At 43.9% G+C, this 18,112-nt stretch carries 17 protein-coding genes; 12 read left to right on the forward strand and 5 right to left on the reverse strand.

Going from position 1 to position 18,112, the window contains the following annotated elements:
- Positions 1 to 133 precede the first annotated feature (133 nt).
- The 4 genes from BDE36_RS03555 to dcd all read right to left on the reverse strand — a co-directional run bounded on the left by BDE36_RS03555 (position 134) and on the right by dcd (position 6,467).
- Positions 134 to 2,614 (reverse strand): TonB-dependent receptor, encoded by a 2,481-nt coding sequence (locus BDE36_RS03555; protein WP_141813752.1) that lies wholly within the window; start codon positions 2,612 to 2,614, stop codon positions 134 to 136.
- A gap of 133 nt (positions 2,615 to 2,747) precedes the next feature.
- Positions 2,748 to 3,044, reverse strand: coding sequence for an ATP-dependent Clp protease adaptor ClpS (locus BDE36_RS03560; RefSeq protein ID WP_128771366.1), 297 nt, complete (start codon positions 3,042 to 3,044; stop codon positions 2,748 to 2,750).
- 111 nt (positions 3,045 to 3,155) lie between these two features.
- Entirely contained in the window at positions 3,156 to 5,852 is a 2,697-nt protein-coding gene (locus BDE36_RS03565) for a carboxypeptidase-like regulatory domain-containing protein (RefSeq protein WP_141813753.1), read from the reverse strand.
- Between the two features lie 78 nt (positions 5,853 to 5,930).
- Complete coding sequence (gene dcd / locus BDE36_RS03570; RefSeq protein WP_128771364.1) at positions 5,931 to 6,467, reverse strand: dCTP deaminase; 537 nt, start codon at positions 6,465 to 6,467, stop codon at positions 5,931 to 5,933.
- Between the two features lie 141 nt (positions 6,468 to 6,608).
- Between dcd and BDE36_RS03575 the strand changes: the two genes are divergently transcribed.
- From BDE36_RS03575 to BDE36_RS03595, 5 genes are all read left to right on the forward strand, one after another.
- Positions 6,609 to 7,271, forward strand: coding sequence for a 4'-phosphopantetheinyl transferase family protein (locus BDE36_RS03575; protein WP_141813754.1), 663 nt, complete (start codon positions 6,609 to 6,611; stop codon positions 7,269 to 7,271).
- Between the two features lie 18 nt (positions 7,272 to 7,289).
- Positions 7,290 to 7,988, forward strand: coding sequence for a lipoyl(octanoyl) transferase LipB (lipB, locus tag BDE36_RS03580; RefSeq protein WP_141813755.1), 699 nt, complete (start codon positions 7,290 to 7,292; stop codon positions 7,986 to 7,988).
- Positions 7,989 to 8,018: 30 nt separating this feature from the next.
- Positions 8,019 to 9,383, forward strand: coding sequence for a DNA/RNA non-specific endonuclease (locus BDE36_RS03585; RefSeq protein WP_141813756.1), 1,365 nt, complete (start codon positions 8,019 to 8,021; stop codon positions 9,381 to 9,383).
- A 241-nt stretch (positions 9,384 to 9,624) separates the two neighbouring features.
- Positions 9,625 to 10,029, forward strand: a complete 405-nt coding sequence (locus BDE36_RS03590) for a hypothetical protein (RefSeq protein WP_141813757.1) — start codon at positions 9,625 to 9,627, stop codon at positions 10,027 to 10,029.
- Positions 10,030 to 10,064: 35 nt separating this feature from the next.
- Positions 10,065 to 10,436, forward strand: a complete 372-nt coding sequence (locus BDE36_RS03595; protein WP_141813758.1) for a DUF2752 domain-containing protein — start codon at positions 10,065 to 10,067, stop codon at positions 10,434 to 10,436.
- On the opposite strand, the gene BDE36_RS03600 is transcribed toward BDE36_RS03595, so the two are convergent.
- Entirely contained in the window at positions 10,433 to 11,170 is a 738-nt protein-coding gene (locus BDE36_RS03600) for an RDD family protein (protein WP_141813759.1), read from the reverse strand. The genes BDE36_RS03595 and BDE36_RS03600 overlap by 4 nt on opposite strands.
- Before the next feature lie 93 nt (positions 11,171 to 11,263).
- On the opposite strand from BDE36_RS03600, the gene BDE36_RS03605 reads away from it, so the two are divergent.
- The 7 genes from BDE36_RS03605 (at position 11,264) to BDE36_RS03635 (ending at position 18,093) form a co-directional block, all read left to right on the forward strand.
- Positions 11,264 to 12,223 (forward strand): stage II sporulation protein M, encoded by a 960-nt coding sequence (locus BDE36_RS03605; protein WP_141813760.1) that lies wholly within the window; start codon positions 11,264 to 11,266, stop codon positions 12,221 to 12,223.
- Positions 12,223 to 13,089 carry a hypothetical protein gene (locus tag BDE36_RS03610; protein ID WP_141813761.1) on the forward strand — a complete coding sequence of 289 codons (867 nt, stop codon included), beginning with the start codon at positions 12,223 to 12,225 and terminating at the stop codon, positions 13,087 to 13,089. The genes BDE36_RS03605 and BDE36_RS03610 overlap by 1 nt, the downstream gene beginning before the upstream one ends.
- A 43-nt stretch (positions 13,090 to 13,132) precedes the next feature.
- Positions 13,133 to 13,909, forward strand: a complete 777-nt coding sequence (locus tag BDE36_RS03615) for a DUF4129 domain-containing protein (RefSeq protein WP_141813762.1) — start codon at positions 13,133 to 13,135, stop codon at positions 13,907 to 13,909.
- Positions 13,906 to 15,087 carry a DUF4350 domain-containing protein gene (locus tag BDE36_RS03620; protein WP_141813763.1) on the forward strand — a complete coding sequence of 394 codons (1,182 nt, stop codon included), beginning with the start codon at positions 13,906 to 13,908 and terminating at the stop codon, positions 15,085 to 15,087. Before BDE36_RS03615 ends, BDE36_RS03620 begins: the two co-directional genes overlap by 4 nt.
- Complete coding sequence (locus tag BDE36_RS03625; protein ID WP_141813764.1) at positions 15,087 to 16,064, forward strand: AAA family ATPase; 978 nt, start codon at positions 15,087 to 15,089, stop codon at positions 16,062 to 16,064. The genes BDE36_RS03620 and BDE36_RS03625 overlap by 1 nt, the downstream gene beginning before the upstream one ends.
- A gap of 20 nt (positions 16,065 to 16,084) precedes the next feature.
- A complete protein-coding gene (locus BDE36_RS03630; protein WP_141813765.1) occupies positions 16,085 to 17,431 on the forward strand; it encodes a DUF58 domain-containing protein in 1,347 nt (448 codons plus the stop codon).
- Positions 17,432 to 17,517: 86 nt separating this feature from the next.
- Positions 17,518 to 18,093, forward strand: coding sequence for an RNA polymerase sigma factor (locus BDE36_RS03635; protein ID WP_141813766.1), 576 nt, complete (start codon positions 17,518 to 17,520; stop codon positions 18,091 to 18,093).
- Positions 18,094 to 18,112 lie beyond the last annotated feature (19 nt).

An 18,112-nucleotide genomic window follows, 5' to 3' on the forward strand; every position in this document is an offset into this window, starting at 1 on the left:
TTTGATCTCTGAATGTATAAATTAGATTATAAACTTCAGAATAAAATCGCGCATTTAATAATTGTAATGAAAAAGGACAAGCAGCCATCCTCAATTGTCCATTGTCAACTGTCCATTCTCAATTGTCCCCTGTTTAAAACTCTTCTCCCGGCACGCCACCTTGTTGTTCCTGGTTATTCCGGTCGTTCTTTCTGTTCCTTTGCTGCTGTTCTGTATTGCCGAAACGATAACTAAAGGTGAGCGTCCCCATGCGTCCCTGCATTCGCCTTTGGAACTGCCGGGTGAACGCAGCCGTTTCGGTAATCATTCCCCATTTACGCGAATTGAATACATCTCTCATATTGAAAGAAATGCTTCCTTTCTTTTTTAGCACGTCCATTTTAACTGCGGCATCAGTCCCAAACATTGCACGCCGGCTGCCTTGCGCCGTCACCTGGTGCGACATGTAATTCATATTGATTTGGGTAGACAGGTTTGGTGATAAGGATATGTTTGTTGTTAGGTTTCCTGTCCAGTTATAGCCGCTGTTACTTTCGATATTAAATTCTTCGCTGCCGAAGAACTTATTGTAAAAGACGTTTGCATTTGCTGTTACATTAAATCCTTTTGCGATATCGGCACGGCCAATAATTTCCAGTCCGCCAGCCTGGTTACGCGACAGGTTAGAGAATTGAGTTAGAGTAGTAATGCTGTCGATCTGCAGCTGAATACCTTCCACCACATCGTTTACCTGCCTGAAGTATACAGAGGAGGTAAGCGTAAATGATTTCCAGTACTTCATATAGCTAAACTCAAAGGAGTGGATGTCTTCAGGTTTTAAGTTGGGGTTCCCTACCCGGATGTTATTGGGGTCTGATACATCTCTGAATGGATTTACCTGCCAGCCTCTGGGACGGTTGACGCGCCTGGTATAGCTGAGCTGCAGCTGATTATCGTTCTTTAATTTCTGTGTTAAAAAGATACTTGGATATACTCTGAAATAATCCAGCTTACCTTCAGTACTTCTTATCTGCATGGTTGCGGTATCAGTATTACGGTATTCTGTGTTTAAATAAGCTTGCTCGGCACGTAGTCCGATCTGGAAACCAAAGGTCTTTGTTATCTGATTTTGGTAACTGGCGTACGCAGCATGCACAATATCTTCAAGCGTGAAATCATTCGAAAGGTTGTAGTCCCTGGTAAAGCGATCGGTCCGGTAATTGTAGACGTCGGATACCTGCGATTCATCACTGTTTCTGATGGTAGTACGGTAGCCGGCTTCTAATCTCTGCTCCTGACTGAATGGAAGGGTATAGTCGATCTGTATATTATAGTTATCTCCGGCTTCCTTGTTCTTTGATATCCGGCGGTCCATTGTATCTCTCTTTGCACCTGAAAACTGATAGAAGTCCTGATTGAATGTTTCGTCTTCATTCTCCTCTCTGCTTCCAAAGGAGAAGTTTGAAGTCAGCTCTTCTCCCTGACGTTTAAATTTCCGGCTGAAATCGAGACTCAGGTCATAGCCGCTATCTTCTTCATTTTCAGTGGAGGCTCTCCTGCTTGTGCCGTCCAGATTATTACTGTAATTCTGGTACAGGTAATCGATGTTTTCACTGTCTTTTCCATCTCTGAAGCTGAGGTTCCCAGAAGCGCCTATCGTTGTTTTCTCATTTATATAGTAATCAAACCCAATCTTTGCCGTGTTACTTATGTTGTGCCGGCGGGCGTCTGACACGTTATTCACAATCCGGTTGCTGTCGCGAAATGTTGTATTGTTAAATCCGCCGCCGTAACGGTTGGAATACCGATAGCTGTAATTGCCGTAGAGGTTCAGCTTTCCGCTGCGATAACTAAGATTAGTACTTGCGTTGTAATTATCCCTGTTTCCTGCTGATATGGCAACAGATCCGTTTGATCCCAGCTTTTTATTCTTTTTCAGCACGATATTGATAATACCTGTTTGACCTTCAGGGTCATATTTGGCCGAGGGATTGGTGATAAGTTCGATGTTCTCAATCGAGCTCGCCGGCAAAGATTGAAGAACAGAGGCAATATCACCGCCGCCGATTGCGGAAGGTTTTCCATCGATCAGGATGCGTACATTTCCGGTGCCTCGGAGGCTTACATTACCGTCAATGTCGACTGAAACCGTGGGTACGTTTGCCAGAAGATCTGTAGCTGAGCCACCTTCACTTACGATGCTTTGATCAACGCTAAATATCTTTCTGTCAACACCCAACTGGATGGTGCTGCGCTGACCCTGCACCACTACCTCATTCAAGATACTTGACTTCCCTGCCTGGAGTTTAATAGTGCCAAGATCAAGGGATGGTTGTGCCGAAGTAAGAATCAAAGGGTCTCGGGAGTAAGGCTTATAACCAACGAAGCTGATTTTGAGAATATACGTTCCAAGGGGTAAGGCCGGAATATTAAAAATGCCGTTAGTATTGGTTTGTGTAGTCTTTGTTGTTTTTCCTGTAGATTTATTTATTACAGCAACGGTTGCGTAATCAATTACTCTCTCCGTTGATGCATCGATCAATTTCCCGCTCAATGTACCCGTTTCCGGCGATTGTCCAAATGTTGAAATTGTACAGAGAAAGAAGAAGAAATATATCGTAGTTAAAACTTTCATAATGCAAGCCTGCCAGATTTTTAACAGCGTTTGCAAAGAAAAGTGATTACGAGGCTATTATTATGTCCGTAACCATTTTATTACAACAAGTATTTTAAGAGATGACAAAGGACTTTACAAGTATAATGCAATGCTAGTCGATACTTACAGATAGCCCTTCCTGTTGCAGGATTTTACGATAGACTTCAAGTTCAGTGAATGAGCCCTCCAGAATTGCACACTTACCATCGTTGTGCACCCTCCATGCTATTTTTTCGGCCTGCGGCTCAGAATAATCCAGATATTTTACGAGACAGTATATAACGTGATCAAAAGTGTTGACTTCGTCATTCCACAAAATAAGCTTATGCCCCGACTTTAATCCGGCCAGCACTTCCTCCAATGTGAAGGTTTCAACTTCTGTTTCTGTTTCAGCAAAGCGAATATTCATAGGATGCAAATTTACGGGAATTGTTTTATATTCCCTTCATGGAACGGAAACCGGTGGAACTTCCTGGCCGGATCCCGTCTTTGGCCCTTCTTTATGAGCGGTTCAAGGCTGCTATTTGACAACAAACCTCACAACCTGCCGGGCTATTCCACCCTTACCATCCAGTCCTTCCGTAACCACTTTATAGGTGCCTCCTTCGCCGGTTGTGAAGAACTGGAAAGAAGCTTTACCTGTAGAATCGGTTAATATATTGGGGGTCCAGAATACCGTATTGCGCAAGTCGGGAAGTTCTTTGCTGGTTTCGGGCTTGTCATAGTTTGGCATATAAAATTGCCTTGCTATATAGTATCCCTGAGGGCTGTAGGTAGTAATACCAGGAACATACGATCTAATGGAATAATTAGGGTCGCCTCTTTTAGTGTTAATGATAAGTACGCCACCACCGCCTCTCATTCCATAAATTGCAGTATTTCCTATTGTTCTCAAAACTTCAATAGACTCAACGTCATTTGGATTGATCATGCTGAGAAGGTCCGGTTCCATAGGCATGCCATCCACGATCAGCTGCATGGGGGTATTCATGCTGCGGGTTGAATAAGCTATGCCGCCCTGTATAATAACTCCTGCAGCGAGCCCCTGCAAGCATTGCTCAAGACTGGTACAGTTTTGAAGCCTGTCGGCCTTTATTACCTGATCAGCGTGCCCAGCGCCATTCAGATTACTCGAGTTTCTTACTTCGGGCCGTCTTTCAACAATTTTAACTTCTTCGAGCATAATGTTCCGGCGAAACATGCCGTGTTTCTTAAGCTCGGCGATATCCTGGTTTCTGCTTTTAAGGTACGACAGAAGTGTTGAGTTAATATTAACTTCTATGTCAGGATAGTTTTTGCTTCGGGTAACCAGCTGAGGCGGCACGCGGTCGATTTCAATATCAACATTCTTTTTATCTTTAGCGTTGCGCGCCTGGATTACAACCCTTGTGCTGTCGGTAAAACTGAGGTTATCAAATGCAAATCGGCCTTCAGCGTCGGTAACAGTGTCGAGCAGCATCATACTTCCTCTCGAAGCTAAAAGCGTTACTTTCCCTCCAACGACAGGTTTACCCCCAAATGTTTTAACTCTTCCGCTAATGCTGAGGCCTTGCTCTGGCTTGAAAGCCAGGTTGGGGAATGAGTTTGCCATCAGACTTTTCCACGTAAAGCGCCGCCAGCCCTGTGTTAAAAGCAGATTGTCAAGCTGCCCGTTTTTTTCGTCGTTTGCTTCTGTGAAATAGTAATTTGGATTTTCTATATAGCCCTTTAAATCAGATGAGAGCAGCAAATTAGAAAGGATGGTTGTTTCTGCTTCATCATTGAAAGGAATCTTCGACTCATTAGTTACGGCTACAGAAAAGTTGCCGACTACAGGCTTTCCGGCGGTATCCACAACATTGACAGTCATGTTAACTTTCTGTCTCTTAGTGTACGATGGTTTATCGGTACTAATATTAAGCTTAAGCGTCTCTTCGTTCCTGATGAACACCAGCCTTTCTGCAACGGGTTCGTAAGAAGGGGAAAACAGCGTTAACTGGAGTATTCCTGTAGGGAAACGTTTCTTGGGAATATAGGCCGATATTGCTCCTTTGTTTATACTGTTTCGGGCAGCAAACTTAACTACTCCATTTGACTGAGCTACGAGGGTAAGTGGCCCTTTTTCCAGCAGGTCGGGGCTGGCTGAGATCCTGACTAATATATTGTCGGCGTGATTGTTCCCCACAGCCAGAACGTAACCTGAAGCGCTGGCAGACGGTAGCTGAAGTTGTTTTTCAGAGCCGTCAGTAAATTTTACAATGGCGGTATAGGTGTTTCCCTGCTCGGGAAGCAAACTAAAGAAACCCATGCCGGCATGTTCCGACTTAAACTCGGTCACCGGTTTGTTGTCCTTATCAACGATACGTCCGGAGATTTCGGTACTGCGCCCGTCTGCTCCAACCGCTTTAAAGGCTATCTTGGATCTAAGCCCCGAGACCATCTGTCCTCCTTCGGGAAAAAACTGCACATCAACATCTGCGGAGGTTGCCTTAACCGGAAATACTTTACTTACTACTGTTTTTTCGTCAAGCTTTAGCGTGGTGCTTATTTTTCCTGACTTGAGTATAAAGGGTTGGGAATTGACAAAGTTTATCACAAGCCTGCCTTGTGCATCGGTCAGGCCTTTTCCCTTTGCTACGTTCCTTGAATCAAGCTCGATATTGTAACTTACCTCTTTGTTAGCAAACGGTTCGCCGTCAATATCACTGTATACAATTACCGCACTTACATTTTCCTTCGTGCCGACTTTCGTGAAACTGTAGCTTACATTTCCAATAACCTTATTTGCGAAGGAGCTCCCGATTTTAATGACCTTGTCAAAATAATACTCTTCGCCGAAATTACGCATCCAGTTGGTATAGGCTCTGAGCCGGTAGTTACCTTCCGTTAATGAGTCGGTTAATGTGAAGTCGCCCCAGGCAAGACCTGCAATTACCGGCAGCCGCAATGACGCTTTTATAGAATCTTTTTCGTTAATGAGTTCTACATATAATATCTTGCTAAGATTCGAGAGTTCATTCTGTTCAGCATTGACGATGTAAGCCTTGAACCAAATACTATCACCGACACTGTAATAAGGCTTGTCGGTATGTATATGCACTTTTTCCTGAGGATACTCATCTTTGAACTTTTCGAGTTTTGAAAGCAGGTTTTTCAAAGGGTCATCGTCGCGGATGAAGCTAAAACCATAGGCTGAACAGATCAGCACGCAGCAAAAAAGGAAATATCGACTTTTCATAAAGGTTTATAATGGAAGAAAAGAAATAAAGCCTTAGTTTGCTAGTAGTGAGGCTTTTGTTATTGATAATGTTGATTGTTAAAAAGTATTTTTCCACATCATGCTTTCTACCGGCCTGGTGGTCTTCCGGTTATACTTTGCATCGCCTTTCGAATTGTAGAAGGTCTCTATTTCTCCTGCAACTTCAAAGTAGATAAGTTGCCCGATCGGCATGCCCGCGTAGATCTTTACCGGTTGTGTTACAGAGATTTCAAGCGTCCACGTATTGCAAAAGCCCACATCTCCTTTTCCTGCTGTGGCGTGTATGTCGATCCCTAAGCGTCCGGTACTGGATTTCCCTTCCAGAAAAGGGACATGAAGATGTGTCTCTGTGTATTCCATCGTGACACCAAGATACAGCGTATTGGGCTGCAGCACAAAGCCATCTTTCGGTATTTCAAAGTGTTCGATTTCATTGTGAAGCCGTGCATCCAGTACCCTGTTCTTATAAGTAGCCAGGTATTTACCAAGGTGGACGTCATAAGAGTTGGTTCCCAGGCACTCTCTGTCGAACGGTTCGATAATGATGCTTCCGGTATCTATTTCTTCTAAAATGCGTTTATCTGAGAGGATCATAGTATTTTTAAGGTTAGCACTAAATTAGGCATTATATTTTTGAGTTTGTGTAAAATTTTCAGATGGTAATTTTACACAGAATCAAGAACAATGATAACTCTTTATGGTATTATTGTAACTTGTTTTTGAAGGTATCAGATAATGGCAATTGCTTATCACAGGCAGCTAGATGAGAAAACCGCCTTTGCAGTCTGGAAGATTGAAGAGAGCGCAGAGGAGTTAGTTTCGCGGCTTCAGCTGAAGAGCGGGGAGTTGGCGTATATTGAGAGTTTGAACAATGGGAAACGGAACCTCCACTGGTTAAGCACACGCGTATTGTTGCGTGAAATGTTGAACACAAACAGGTATATAAATTGTGAGGTAGACGAACACGGCAAGCCTTATCTCGTTAATTTTCCACATCAGATTTCCCTTAGCCACTCGTTTGATTATGCAGCTGTGATGATCAGTGAAGACAAGCCAGTCGGTATTGATATCGAACTCGTCAAAGAAAAGATAGTTAGGATTGAAGATAAATTTCTCTGCCGGGAAGAGCTTCTGTTTATAGACCCGGCTCACACGATAGAACATTTGTATATCTGCTGGTGTGCAAAAGAAGCTATTTATAAGCTGCAGGGAAAACGAAATGTTTCATTTAAAGACCACATAAGGCTCCATGCTTTTCCTTATGCTCCCGAGGGCCGGTTTGAGGCCAGCCTGGAGACGGATCAGGAATTTAAATCCTTCGATGTTAATTATGAATCATTTCATGATTATATGATAGGTTATGTGGCTGGTGAACGTGGATACTCAAGCAATAAGTGAGGGAGTTTTACTAATTCAATGAAGAATAAAAAAGTGCACTTTCAGGATTGGGGACTGGTGGACTATCAGGAAGCCTGGGACCGGCAGGAGCGGGTATTTGCCGGAATTGTAGCTCAGAAAACGGCAAACCGCAACGCCGAAGTTATTCATCCAACCGACAACTACCTTATTTTTACGGAGCACCCGCATGTGTACACTCTCGGTAAAAGCGGCAAGCAGGATAACCTGCTGCTCGATGAGCAGGGCCTGGCGGAAAAGCATGCTTCATATTACAAAATAAACAGGGGAGGTGATATTACGTACCACGGTCCCGGACAGATTGTTGGATACCCGATTCTGGACCTCGATAATTTTTTTACAGATATTCACCTGTATCTCCGTACACTCGAAGAAGCCATCATCCTTACTTTAAAGGAATATGGTATTGAGGCCGGAAGATATCCCGGTTACACCGGTGTGTGGCTGGATGCCGATAATGACAAGGCCCGGAAGATCTGTGCCATGGGTGTGCGCTGCAGTCGCTGGGTTACTATGCACGGCTTCGCTTTTAATGTAAATACGGATCTTTCGTATTTCAGGAATATTGTTCCATGCGGTATTGACGACAAGGATGTTACTTCTATGCAGCGTGAACTGAGCCGGGAGGTGGAAGTGGCGGAAGTGAAGGAAATACTAAAAGGAAAGATAGCGGAGTTGTTTGGGATGGAGATCGTGTAGGGATGCCAAATTTGCCTGAGTCTTGTTGTTATGAAATTACATCGTTTGCTCTTTACTCATCTTTCGTCTTTATTTATCCTGATTATTTGTACCAATGCTACTGAAACTGCAGTGCCGGAAAACGGAATGCGGAAGTCGGTGGCCAGACTGTTCCAGCCTGATCTAATTCTGTCTGAAGCATTTGAGTTGGGTTCGAAAAATGCCTATGCAAGTGAGAACGTTACTTTTGCAACGGGCCTCTGGAGTCTGGATGACGCGATGACGGGTAGTCTTGCAGCAGACAGGAAGTCGGGTGCACAATCCGTCAGGATACGTAGGCTGGGAAAGCTGCGTATGAAATTTGATACTGAGCGTGCGGTGTCGAAGGTTACTTTAAAATATGCAGTCTTTGGAGCGGACGGCCCCTCTAACTTCCAGCTTTGGGTATCTGATGACAAAGGGAAACGCTATAGGCAGGCAGGCGCTACAGTTACAGCTGCGGATACTACATTAAGAACGGCGACATTCGTGGTAAACGCGGATGATGCTGTCCGCTTTGAGATCAGGAAGACTACCGGCGGGAACAACCGGATTAATATTGACGACTTCGTTGTTTACAGTTACAGAGAAGTCGCTACTGCTGATAGTAGTATTAGCGATACGTTCGGTGATAACACAAACATGTTATTGGGGAATCCAAGCGGTGCGATCAGCAGTGTTCTCAATCCTAATAATTACCTGATAGATCAGACCTATTTCGTTGAGAGTTACGACAGGGATAAGACTGGCCCTAACTGGGTAAGCTGGTATGTAGGCAGCACTAGTCTGGGCAGCGCCAAACGTGTAAATTCATTCAGGGTAGATGAGAGACTGCCCCTGAGCTGGTATAGGGTGAGTAGCTCAAGCTATGAAGGATCTGGATTTAACAGAGGGCATAACTGTCCGAGTGCTGATCGTACGTCTACCACAGAAGCTAACCGGGCCACCTTCCTGATGACCAACATGATCCCTCAGGCTCCTAATAACAATCAACAGACCTGGGGTAACCTTGAAGATTATACCCGGTCGCTGGTAAATGCCGGCAATGAGGTTTATGTTATTATGGGCAGTTACGGAAAAGGGGGGGTGGGGTCAAAAGGCTTTGCCGCAGCAATCGATGATGGTAAAATATGCGTGCCGCGCAGGATATGGAAGGTGATCGTGGTGCTGCCTGATGGCGGAGAAGATCTGAGGCGTATAAATTCAAGTACTCGTGTTATCGCTGTTAATACGCCCAATGATAACGATGTGAAACCCGACTGGCGACTGTATCGCGTGAATGTAAGAAGTATTGAGAAAGCTACTGGCTATAATCTTTTGTCGGCTCTTCCTAAAAGATTGCAAGATGTATTAGAGACCAGGGTCGATAGTCTTTAATTGTATTTTAATCTACAGTTTTCCAGCTTAGAAATAAATCCTATATTGCCTTTACAACAAACTACTTCCAATGCACTTAAAAATATTCAACCTTATTTTCCTGTTAATTTTTTGCAGCTGTTTCTTCTGTTCAGCCCAAAGAAGTCCATCAATTGGAAAGGGCCATACAAAGACTTTGCGTGGGGTCGCACTGGAGCATAAGCAAATTTATAGCTTTTCGTGTATCCCAATGTCCATTGAAATGATACTGAAATTTAATAAGCGCGTCGCTCCGGATTATTATGATCTTCAAAAGGACTGGAAAGATAAAAACGATGGAACGTTCAGTAATTTCGATGGCAGAACCATTTCAGGTATAAAATTTAAACATCAGTTTAATATAAGCAGGGGAGACGATTTTCCATTTGACAGTCTGTTCAAAACTATTGACGCTGAGTTAGCGGAAGGGAGAAAGGTAATTGTGTCGCTTCCATCTGGGCGGGATTTTTGGCATATGTTTGTCATCGACAGTAAAATGGGCGGTGATGATTACCTTGCGTTCAGCCGCTATTACAATGACGGCAACCTTGTAACAAAAGAGTATGTCAAGAGATCGATTCGGGAGTGCGGAGGCACCGACATCTTAACATATCGGGTTATAAATTGAAAGCCCATTAATACAGTCCATGGCCAGTAAAACACATGAAAAACGTTTATTACACTTTAGCCGCAATTCTTTTACTAATGCTTGCCGGGGTGTTTTATTATGTTGATCCGGCTACATCTGACCTTTATCCCTCTTGTCTCTTTCATAAGTTTACTGGCCTGCAATGTCCGGGATGTGGCTCTCAGAGAGCTATACACGCTATATTGAACGGCCGGTTTTCAGAGGCTGCTCATGATAATCTGCTGCTTGTTATCAGTCTGCCTTTTCTCTTGGCTTACATTGGATCCACGGCGAGAGGGATACTCATGGCAAAAGGACCGGGAACCCCTTTTCAATTTAACTTAACAATGCGGCTAATCGCAGGTGCCGCAATTATTGCTTTTTGGGTAATAAGAAATATATATTAAACTTCTGCTCTTGCCGCCAGATAATTATAGTCCTTTATGATGCTTTGTAGAAAGCTGAGGTCGTCCATTTGGACATTACGTAAGGAGAGGTGTTCTTTAACCCGGGTTGCAGTATCATATAAAAGAACAGAATTGCCGCTTTTTCTCACATTGTTTATTACTTCATGAATAAGGACAATGTCTTTGTCCTGTAAAAGAGTTACTTCGGGGAAAACCGGTTCATAGGCTTCTTCGGGTGGTACAAAAGCGACGTGCTGTATATCGGTTCGGGGAACGGTTTTTATTAGCGTTGTTCCGGCGACGATGTCTCCTATCCGCTGTTTATTTTCTGACAACGCTACTGCAATGATTGCTGCAACACCTGAAGTGAAGGTGATGTCGACTATCCGGAACATCCATCTCAACAGGTATTGGCCTACCGTCGGAGAGGAGCCGTCGAGGCTGATCACCCTGATCTTCATTGCTTTTTTGCCGATGCTCTGGCCGTTAAAGAGTATTTCGCAGAGCAGGTCATAAAATACCACTACTGATGTAAAGAGTATCACGGCGAATCCGGTGCTGACGTCGTCCATTCGTCCGCCATATCCCAGTATTGTGGCTAATATTGCGAAACCAAAAAATAACAAAATAAAGATGCCCCAGTCAATAAGGTATCCCAGTATCCGCTCGCCCAGTCCGGCTACTTCGTAGTCAATGTCGATGTTTTGTGATGTAGTTATTTTAATGGTTTGCATTATTGCTCAATAAGGAGCTACTAAATTAAACTTTTTATTGTAGAATTGATTTTTGTGAGTATTTTAACTGCAAATATCCAGGCCTTATAATTTATGAGGGAAGCCTTATTTGTTAAGCAGAATTCCGATAAATGGAAAGAGTTCGAGAACCTTAGTTCAGGCGATCCCGATCAGCTTGCTGAGCGTTTTATTACAATAACCGATGACCTTGCTTACGCGAAGACCTTTTATCCGAAGTCAAAGACTACCGTTTATTTAAACGGGCTTGCGTCAAAACTACACCAGTCCATTTATAAAAACCAAAAAGAGAAAGGCAGCCGGATTTGGCAGTTCTGGAAAATGGAGTTACCTCTGCTTTTTTTTAAACACCGGAAGAAGCTTCTGTATTCCTTTTGGTTCTTTATTATATTCTCTTTGATTGGCGCCTTATCGGCAAAGTACGACAGCTCCTTTGTAAGGCTTATTATGGGTGATAGTTATGTAAGTATGACTAATGAGAATATAGCAAAGGGGAATCCGTTTGGTGTATACAACCAGCAGGGGGAGTTTTTAATGTTCCTGAGCATCGCTTCCAATAACATTTACGTAGCCTTCACAATGTATGTGTGCGGAATTTTTTTCTCGGTGGGAACGGTCTACTTTATAATACGAAATGCAATTATGCTTGGGTCTTTCCAATATTATTTTTTCGGCAAAGGGCTGGGTTGGGCTTCTGTTCTGGTGATATGGATACATGGAACACTGGAGATTTCGGCGATAATAATCGCTGGAGGAGCAGGACTGGTATTGGGTAACAGCTTGCTTTTTCCAGGAACCTATAAGAGGATTGTCTCGCTGAAAGCCGGAGCGAAGGAAGGACTCAAGATTGTGATCGGTTTGGTGCCGGTATTTATTTGTGCGGCATTTTTGGAGGGGTTTGTAACAAGGCATACTGAAATGCCGGTTTGGGCAAGCGTTTCTATCCTCGTACTCTCGCTGGTTTTCATCATCTGGTATGTAGTTATTTACCCTCATCAGCTAAATAGAAAAATTAAAGAAACACAACAACAATAATGGAACAGAAAGTAGAGCTCAGAAAGGTCCGCGACTTTGGAGAGCTGATTAACGACACTTTTGTATTTACTAAACAGAACTGGAAGCCCCTGCTGAAGGCTTATTTTACTATTTGCGGGTTCTTCCTGGCGGCAGCCGTGATTGTGGCAGTGCTTCAGCAGCAGAGGCTGCTACAGGCTTTTGGTTCTCTTCCAACCGGCACCAGTCCATTTGCCGTATACGGCTGGGATACAGTGATCAATGTGGTGCTGGTGATGCTGTTCTATGTGATGATGACACTCACTACCTTTTCATACATGAGCCTATATAAGGAAAAGGGCAATACAGCGCCATCGGTTGAGGAGGTGTGGAGTTACGTACGTTACTTTTTCGGGCGGATGTTTGTAGCGCAGATCCTGTTATCAATACTTATTATTATTGGCTTTGTTTGCTGTTTTATACCGGGCGTCTATTTAATGCCGGTTACCGCAATCATGCTGGCGAGCATTGTTTTTGAGAATTCATCGCTGGGTTACTCGTTCGACAGGGGCTTCAAGCTGATTAAAGGACAATGGTGGACTACTTTTGGCGCTATGCTCGTCATGATGGTAGTATACTATGCAGTGAGTATAGTGCTGGTGCTGCCGATAAGTCTAATTACAGGAGCGGGAGTGTTTCTTGGAAGATTTAACATGCCTTTCCCTTTTCTCGCGGCGACCGTCGTGTTACAGTATCTGGCTCAGGTCTTTATGATTCTATTGTATCTGTTGACAGGAATTGCTTATTTCAGCCTGGCTGAAGAGAAAGACGGGGCCGGGCTCAGCGAAAGGATCAGCAGTATCGGGAAAAGTGATCCTTCGGCTGATCTTCCCGAAGAACAATATTAAAACACGGCAAAGTGGTGTTAAGAGGGCTTAAAAGACAACTAAATTGAAGACCGGGAAAATACTATTCATTCTTTTCCTTCTTTTTGCTATGATTGTTCCGGGCATTCAGGCCGGGACCGTCCTGACAGTAAAAAAAGATAGTGCCGGCGCGGTGGTGAAGAAAGCTCCGCAGACGCTCCGGAGAGACGAGATGCATCTTCATGTGAGGGAATTTAGTAAAGAGGCTCTTAATGCTTATCGTCGCGACAAGGATTTTAATTATGATGAGAAAGGCGGAGACACGTCTGTTTCCTGGTGGGAAAGGTTCTGGGGTTGGGTGTGGGAGCAGTTCAGAAAGATACGCCTTTCTGCAGTTCCCGGATCAGCCACTTTCTGGAAAGGCTTCTTTATCGTTGCTTTTAGTGCAGTGATCATCTTTATCATCGTTAAGTTAACAGGTATGGATATCACGCTGCTGTTTAAAGGAAGGCCAAAAGTGGTGGAAGTGCCTTATCGTGAGTCGTTGGAGAATATTCATGAGATCTCTTTTGATGAGGAAATAGAAAACGCTATAGGAAATCATGACTTCAGGCTTGCCACCCGTTTGCTTTATCTAAAGACGCTGAAGCGCCTGAGTGATTCAGGGCGAATCAAATGGGAGCTCGATAAGACAAATTCAGCCTATATCAACGAGTTGAAGCATCCGGTACAGAAGAAGCGATTCGGGATGCTTACACGCGAGTTTGAGTATGTCTGGTACGGTGGCTTTCCGGTAGACCTGCCGGTGTTTGAAAGGATAAGGAATACTTTTTTGGATTTTAACAGGGAGGTCTACAGATGAAACAGCTAAAGACTTACCTGGTGATAGGGGGTGCCCTGCTTTTGGTTTACCTCGTAGCCCAGTATTACAGGCCTAAACCCATCAACTGGACCGTTACCTTTAATAAGGAAGATAAGATCCCCTATGGTACTTACGTGGTATATAACAGGCTAAAAGATATCTTTCCAGAACAAAGGATCCGGACGGAGCGGCGGGCTCCTTACCTTACTTTTACAGAGGACACTGTTGAAACGGGATCGTATATACTGATTGCTGAAACGGTAAAGATGGACGAGTACGATTTCCATAAGCTCAGGAATTATATGCTGAGAGGAAATACGGTACTCATCGCTGCTTATTATCCCGGCACTTATCTTACCGACTCACTTGGAATCAAGATCAACACAGAGTTAAGCCTGGGAAGCGAGGAGAATACGTCGCTTCACTTTGTTAACCCTTCCCTGGATCCATCAAGAAAATATCGTTTTGATAAAGGAATAGGGCAGCAGTATTTCAGTGGTTTTGATACCTCGAAAGCGGTGGTTCTTGGAATGAACAACAGGGGACATGCAAACTTTATCAGGTATACTTACGGTAAAGGAAATCTGTTCCTGCTTGCCAGCCCCTTCTTTTTCTCTAATTATAACATGCTTAAACCGGATGGCGCAGAGTACGCTTCGAAGACTTTGTCGTACCTGAAGCCAGGCAGAGAAGTGGTGTGGGACGAGTTCTCTAGTCTGGGCAACGAAGACAATAGTTCGCCAATGAGAGTGTTTCTTCGCAATCCTTCCTTGAAGTGGGCATGGTATCTTTCACTTTTCAGCCTTCTGATCTTTGTGATTTATGAGATAAAAAGAAGGCAGCGTATTATACCAGTGATAGAGCCTCTTAAAAATACTTCTGCCGACTTTGTGAGGGTTGTAGGACGCGTTTATTACGAGCAGAAGGATCATACTGACATTGCGAAGAAGAAGGTTGTCTACCTGCTGGAGTTTATCCGCTCGAGATATCATTTGAAAATGGAAAAGCCGGATAAGAAGTTTTCTGACCTGCTCAGCGCCAAATCGGGTATTGATAATGTGCTTATAGTCGACCTTGTCCGGCAGATGGCCCAGCTGGCGCGGTACAATATGGTAAGCGAACGTGAGCTAATAGAACTAAATAAGAATATTGAATCCTTTTACCAGAAATCAAGATAATGGAAGAAGAAATTTTTGAGAACCGGACCGACCTCAGTCAGCTGAACGCATCTGTTGAGCAAATCAGGGAGGCATTAAGTAAGATCATTATAGGGCAGAACGAAATGATCGACCTGCTGATCGCAGGGATCCTGGCCGATGGGCACGTACTTATTGAAGGCGTACCGGGGGTTGCAAAGACACTTACAGCCCGGCTCCTGGCGCGTAGTATTGATTCGGACTTTTCACGTATCCAGTTTACGCCCGACTTGATGCCTTCGGACGTGCTTGGCACGTCTGTATTTAATCCCAAAGAAGCGTCCTTTGAATTCAAAAAGGGTCCGATATTTGGCAACGTAGTCCTCGTAGACGAAATAAACAGAGCCCCGGCGAAAACACAGTCGGCTTTGTTTGAGGTGATGGAAGAAAGGCAGATAACGATAGATGGTCATACTTATAAAATGGATGAGCCTTTTATTGTTCTGGCTACTCAAAACCCGATTGAACACGAGGGTACTTATCGTTTGCCGGAAGCGCAGCTTGATCGCTTTCTTTTCAAAGTAGAGGTGGGATATCCTTCGTTGGAGGAGGAAACAATGATTCTCATGCAACAGCATCAGCTGAAGACCAGTGATAAATTAAATGAAATTCAGCCAGTTCTGTCAGAGCGACAAATTATGGACTACCGGGCGCAGGTAAGGGGCCTGCATGTAGAGCAGAAGCTGCTGGAGTTTGCAGCGCAGATTATCCATGACACCAGGATCAGCAAGTCACTCTATCTTGGTGCTTCTCCAAGAGCGTCGTTGTCGGTGATAAACAGTGCGAAAGCTATCGCAGCAATGCAGGGAAGAGACTTTGTTACTCCTGAAGACATCATAAGGGTGGTCCCTCCGGTTCTGCGTCACCGCATAATACTTACGCCTGATAAGGAAATGGAAGGGGTTTCGGCAGACGAGGTACTGGCAGATATAATTAAGAAGATAGAGGTGCCGAGGTAAGTAACTCAAAACACATAGCATTGAAAAGTTTTTTCGCCAAATATTACCGCAACTTGTTTTTGAGCAACCGCCTGTTTATGGTATTGGGCTGCTGTGTTGTATTGTTCCTGCTATCGTTTTTCTTTCCGTGGCTTGGTGATTTACCCGCTTTGTTTTTATGTACGGCGGTACTTCTTCTTAGCGCTGATATATGGCTTCTTTACCGCGTGGACGAGGGTCTGTTCGCCCGTCGTAACGCTCCGGAGAAGCTTAGCAACGGTGACGAAAATAAGCTGGGGATCTATATTGAAAATTTTTATCGCTTTGCCGTCAGTGCGAACATTATAGACGAGATCCCTTTTCAGTTCCAGAAGCGAGATCTGTTGTTTGAGACGCAGCTTAAAAGCAAACAGCATAAGATCCTGGAATATTTTCTTAAGCCTTTAAAGAGGGGCGAATACGAGTTTGGCGCTATTCATGTTTATGTAAAATCGCCCCTCGGCTTTATCAGTCGCCGGTACTCTTTTGAACAGACGATGGTTTTGCCCGTTTATCCCTCTTTTCTGCAAATGCGAAAGTATGAGCTGATGGCTGTTTCCAACCGACTTAGCGAAGTAGGAATAAAAAAGATCAGAAGGCTGGGGCACAGTATGGAGTTTGAACAGGTGAAGAACTATGTTTCGGGCGATGATTACCGTACAATTAACTGGAAAGCTACTGCCAGGCGAGGTGAATTAATGGTGAATTCGTACACGGACGAAAAGTCGCAGCATGTGTATTGTGTGATCGATAAGTCGCGGGCCATGAAGATGCCTTTTGATGGGCTAAGTCTCCTCGATTATTCCATTAATGCCTCACTGGTTTTATCCAATATTGCTATCCTGAAAGAAGACAAAGCCGGCCTGATAACGGCTTCGGAAAAGATAGGAACGGTAGTGCCGGCCGACCGGCAGGCGGTGCAGATCAGAAAGATATTGGACGTCCTTTATAAAGAAAAGACCCGGTACCTCGAAATAAACATGGAGGCGGTGTATAACAAGATCAGAAGCACTTTGAAACAGAGGAGCCTGATTGTTCTATTTACGAATTTTGAAAGTATGTCGGCCCTGCAGCGTCAGTTGCCTTTTCTTAAAAGAATTGCCCGCTTTCATTTACTTCTGGTTGTTTTTTTTGAGAACACCGAGCTGAGAAAATTAAGCGAAGCGCCTGCTGACGACGTAGAAGGAATTTATATCAAGACTATCGCTGAAAAGTTCACCTTCGAAAAGAAGCAGATTGTAAAGGAACTGGCAAAGTGGGGAATCCAGTCTATTCTCACGTCTCCCCAGGATCTTACCGTAAATACCATAAACCGCTATCTGGAAATAAAGGCGAGGCAGGAAATATAACTCTTTGGCCCCGCGAGGAGGTGAAGCGTTTAATTCTTCTGTTACAAACTTAAATTTATTAGCTTTGTTCAACCTCTATAAGCCGAATGAACTACCAGTTATTGTCAGATTACGAATTGATGGATCTGCTAAAAGCTTCCGACGAAAAGGCTTTTGAGGAGATATATCTGCGGCACTGGAGAGGGGCCTTCTTAACAACGTATAAAAAAACCGGAAATAAGGAGCTTTCCGAAGAATTGCTCCAGAATGTGTTTTTGGATCTGTGGAGAAAAAGGGGCGCAGTTAACATTCAAAATCTTCCTAATTACATATATAGCTCAGTAAGGTATGCTGTCATTAATCATATTAAGTCGCAGATTGTTCAGGAGAAGTATCTTGAGTATAGCATGACACATGCAGAACAGGAGGAAGCATCTTCTGATCATCTCGTCCTGATGCGGGATCTGGCTGATGCTATAGAGAAGGGTATTTCACTCTTACCTCAAAAGACGCAGCAGGTTTTCAGGCTAAGCCGGTTTGATAATCACACAGTAAGAGAAATTGCGCAGCAGCTAAAAATATCTGAAAAAGCAGTAGAATATCATATTACACGCTCGCTTAAGACAATGCGATATTATCTGAAGGATTACCTTCTTTTCCTGATCCTGTTCTGGATCTTTTAAAAAAAGTAAATTTTCTTTT

Source organism: Arcticibacter tournemirensis (genome assembly GCF_006716645.1).
GTDB classification, from domain to species: Bacteria; Bacteroidota; Bacteroidia; order Sphingobacteriales; family Sphingobacteriaceae; genus Arcticibacter; species Arcticibacter tournemirensis.